Annotated in this window: 2 protein-coding genes; one reads left to right on the top strand and one right to left on the bottom strand. The window is 65.3% G+C overall.

The annotated features are described in order from the left end of the window. Positions 1-138 precede the first annotated feature (138 nt). Positions 139-756, bottom strand: a complete 618-nt coding sequence (locus RTN46_RS16860) for a TetR family transcriptional regulator C-terminal domain-containing protein (RefSeq protein WP_312183173.1) — start codon at positions 754-756, stop codon at positions 139-141. 133 nt (positions 757-889) lie between these two features. Between RTN46_RS16860 and RTN46_RS16855 the strand changes: the two genes are divergently transcribed. Further along, positions 890-2,728, top strand: a 1,839-nt coding sequence (locus RTN46_RS16855; RefSeq protein ID WP_312183170.1) for a primary-amine oxidase, incomplete at its 3' end; no start/stop codon positions are given.

Here is a 2,728-nt window from a genome sequence, read left to right as displayed (position 1 = left end):
TGGGCGGCAGTGTTGCGGCAATCGTCTGGGGAGCAGCCCTCGTCATCGTGTTTGCCGCAGCCGCGTCCCTGCCGCATCGGGCCGGCACTGTGGCCGCTGAGGAACCAGCCGTCCTCGAGCCTAAGGCCTAGGAACCCGTCACGACTCCCGCCCCGCACCCGGGGCGGGAGCGGAGCCGAGCGACGCAAGCCAGCCATCCAGCTGTGCTGTCAGCTCCCGCGGCGAGCTGCCGGCGGGCAGCAGGACGGCGGCGACCTGGGCACCCAGCAGGAAATTCAGCAGGGCACCGGCTGGCTGCACCGCGTCCGGCTGCCGCCGGGCATCGCCGGATAATGCCTCTCCCACATGCTTTTCCAGCGTCCGCCGCCACTGCTCCATCGACCGGGCATGGATCCGGGCCTTCTCCGCGTCATTGGCTGCCGCCTGCCAGAACGGGATGACAATCCGCGCCTCGTCCAGGCGCTCATCATCCAGCGGCAGGACCTCCAGTCCGAAAGCGCGCAGTGCCGCCATCCCCCGCAGCTCCCCGACAGCCTCCGCGATGCGGGCATTGGTCTGGTCGAATACATAGCCGAACGCGTAGGTCAGGAGTTCGGACTTTGCCGGGAAATACGGCTTCAATGCTCCATTCGCGAACCCGGCTTCGGCAGCGATACCGCGCATCGTGGCGCGGTCGATGCCCTCCCGGGCAATAATCCGCCAGGTCGCCTGCACCAGTTCAATCCGGCGCTGGTCATGGTCAACAATTTTTGGCACCCGGTAATCCCCCATTTGTCCGTATCTGCCGGAACCGGACAAGCTCAAAGAATGCAGCTCGGCCAAACCCTTGTGACCCAGCTTACTTCCCGCTATTCTCTACAGTCATAGAAAAACGACGCCGAGGAGCAGCATGAGTACGATCCCCACCGAGACCGCTTCCGCCTATGCCCTGGCCACGGCCGAGGAAATCCAGGAGGTGCGTCGCCTCCTGGAAGGGGCAGGCCTGGTCACCGAAAGCACCCGGTTCGCCTACCTGGGCCTGCTGGACCCGCAGCGCGGCTCCGGCGGCGAATCCGGTCAGAGCGCCGGGGAAGGGACGGAGTCGGAGCGCCGCTTCCGGACGTTCCTGCTCGACTCCACCGCCGCAGGCCCGCTGGATGTCACCGTCTCCCTGACACAGGGCAAGGTGCTCTCCGCAATCGAGCTGGACACCTCGGCCACCGGTGAACTCCCGGTCCTGGAGGAGGAGTTCGAGGTTGTCGAGCAGATTCTCGCTACCGACCCGGACTGGCTGGCAGCCCTGGAACGCCGCGGGTTGGACGTGACCAAGGTCCGGGTGGCCCCGCTCTCCGCCGGTGTCTTCGAATACCCCGAAGAGAAAGGCCGGCGGATCCTGCGCGGGCTCGCCTTCCTGCAGGACTTCCCCGAAGACAGCGCTTGGGCGCACCCGATCGACGGACTGGTGGGGTACGTCGACATCGTGAACCGCTCCGTGGACCAGGTCCTGGACTTCGGCGCCATGCCCGTTCCCGCGGAGCACGGCAATTACACCGATCCGGAGCTGACCGGGGAGCTGCGCACAACGCAGAAGCCGATCGAAATCACGCAGCCGGAGGGACCGTCCTTCACCGTCACCGGCGGCAACCACGTGGAATGGGAAAAGTGGAGCCTGGACGTTGGCTTCGATGCCCGCGAAGGAGTGGTGCTGCACAACATTTCCTTCCAGGACGGGGACCGCAGGCGCTCCATTATCAACCGCGCGTCCATCGCCGAAATGGTAGTGCCGTACGGTGATCCCGCCCCGGTCCGCTCGTGGCAGAACTACTTCGACACCGGTGAATACCTGGTGGGCCAGTACGCCAACTCCCTCGAACTGGGCTGCGACTGCCTGGGTGAAATCACCTACCTTAGCCCGGTCATTGCTGACGGCTTCGGGAACCCGCGCACCATCCGCAACGGCATCTGCATGCATGAAGAGGACTGGTCCATCCTGGCCAAGCACTCGGATCTGTGGACCGGCATCAACTACACCCGGCGCAACCGGCGCATGGTCATCTCTTTCTTCACCACCATCGGCAACTACGACTACGGGTTCTACTGGTACCTCTATCTCGACGGCACCATCGAATTCGAGGCCAAAGCAACCGGCATCGTGTTCACCAGCGCTTATCCCGGCAAGGACTACCCCTACGCCTCGGAGCTCGCACCCGGTCTGGGCGCCCCCTTCCACCAGCACCTCTTCGGTGCCCGGCTGGAAATGGCCTTGGACGGGACAACCAACCGGGTGGAGGAAGAGGATGCCGTTCGGGTCCCCATGGGTCCGGGCAACGAACGCGGCAACGCCTTCACCCGCAAGCGCACGCTGCTGGCCCGAGAATCCGAGGCTGCCCGCCGCGCCGATCCCGCCGTCGGGCGCACCTGGCATATTTCCAACCCGGAATCGCTGAATCGGCTGGGAGAACCGGTGGCCTACAAGCTGATCTCCCAGGGCCAGCCAATGCTCCTGGCCGATCCGGAATCCTCGGTGGCCAAGCGGGCGGCCTTTGCGACCAAGGATCTGTGGGTGACAAGGTACGCCGAGGATGAGCGCTACCCGACGGGCGACTTCGTCAACCAGCACTCCGGCGGCGCCGGCCTGCCCGCCTACACAGCGCAGGACCGCAGCATTGACGGCGAGCACATCGTCCTCTGGCACACCTTTGGCCTGACGCACTATCCGCGGATCGAGGACTGGCCGATCATGCCGGTG

This window comes from Arthrobacter sp., from assembly GCF_031988865.1.
Classification (GTDB): domain Bacteria; phylum Actinomycetota; class Actinomycetes; order Actinomycetales; family Micrococcaceae; genus Arthrobacter_B.
This window is presented reverse-complemented; position numbering and strand designations above follow the sequence as displayed.